Source organism: Kitasatospora sp. NPDC001527, from assembly GCF_040298605.1.
Taxonomy (GTDB): Bacteria; Actinomycetota; Actinomycetes; order Streptomycetales; family Streptomycetaceae; genus Kitasatospora.
Genome location: NZ_JBEPAM010000124.1, coordinates 1 through 1461, shown reverse-complemented (window position 1 = coordinate 1461; position 1461 = coordinate 1). Strand labels below are relative to the sequence as shown.

The following is a 1461-nucleotide window of genomic DNA, read 5'->3' as shown; positions in this document are numbered from 1 at the left end:
TCGACACCAACGGCAACATCGCCAACGACTGGATCAACAACGGCGCCTGGAACGGCCCCTCCGGCATCGGCGGCACCAGCCGCTGAACACCAACCGCTGAACACCGGCTGCTGAGCACCGCACACCGGCACGACCCCGCTCCCCCGCCACCGCGCCGGCCGACCCCGTCGGCCGGCGCGGCCCACAGCTAAGGAATTCCGAATGTCAGTCATCCATGGCCTGCGCCTGGCGCTCGGCGGTGTCACGGCGATGGCGGCCGTGTGCTGCGCCGCGACGGTCCCGGCCGCCGCCGCAGCACCGGAGGAGGACACGCCGCAGACCGCCTCGATCGTCCTCTCCGGGACCGTGAGCGACGCCCGGGCCCAGAAGGTCGACAACGGGGTGATCACCCCGCCCACCTTCATGCCGGCCGTGTCGGGAGCGCGCATCGAGGTGAACGGCGCCCTCGTGGGCCGCACCGACGGTGCCGGCGGCTTCACGATCGACTATCCGGACCCGACCGGCGAGGCCGTGACGGTCACGGTGAAGGCGCCGGGATTCGGCACCTTCCAGCTCGCGGGGCTGACCCCCGCGAACTCCGGCGACTCGCTGACCGTGCAGCTGACCAACCGGTCGCAGTCGATGACCGGCCGGGGCGCGTCGCTGGAGGCCCCGCGGGCCAAGGCCGGAGTGGCCCCCGCCGCGTCCGCCCCGAGCGGTGCGGCCCCGACCGGTGCGGCCCCGAGCGCGATGTCCCCGAGCGCGGTGGCCCCGCTGACGGAGGCTCCGTCCGCGCTGACCACCGGGAACTGCGGTGGCTACGCCTCCGACTCCACCCCGCCCTCCAGCATCCGGGTCCTGCAGTACGCGCAGCACACCAGCACCGGCGCCCCCGTCGCGGGCACGCAGACCGGCGTGGTCAACGTGCCGTTCAACTCGTACGTCAAGGACGTGCTGCCCGGTGAGTGGATCACCTCCTGGCAGCCCGATTCGCTCAAGGCCGGTGCGATGGCGGCCAAGACCTACGCGTGGTACTGGGTCAACAACTGGCGCGGCGGGTCGAGCAACGGAACCTGCTACAACGTCGACGACTCGATCAACTACCAGCGGTACATCCCCGGCAGGGCCACCGCCACCACCAACGCGGCGGTGGACGCGACCTGGAACTCGGTCATGACCAGGAACGGCTCGATCTTCCAGGCCTCCTACCAGGCGACGCTCACCGGCAACACCTCCGAGTCCTGCGGTTCCGGGCTGTCCCGCTACCCGAACACGCTCAGCCAGTGGGGCTCCCAGAACTGCGCCCTCGCCGGGCAGTCCTGGCAGTCCATACTCAGCACCTACTACCCCGGCCTGTCGATCGGCAGCGGGTCCACCGGTGGATCCCCGGCGCCGAGTTCGCCGGTGTCGATGGACGCGAACGCCACCCACGTCGCCTTCGTCGACACCAACAACAACGTCGCCAACGACTGGGTCGCCAAC

Annotated in this window: 1 protein-coding gene; it reads left to right on the top strand. The window is 71.0% G+C overall.

What is annotated here, in order from left to right:
* Window positions 1–201: 201 nt before the first annotated feature.
* The coding region (locus ABT238_RS38715) for a SpoIID/LytB domain-containing protein (RefSeq protein ID WP_350807411.1) at window positions 202–1461 on the top strand (1260 nt) is incomplete at its 3' end.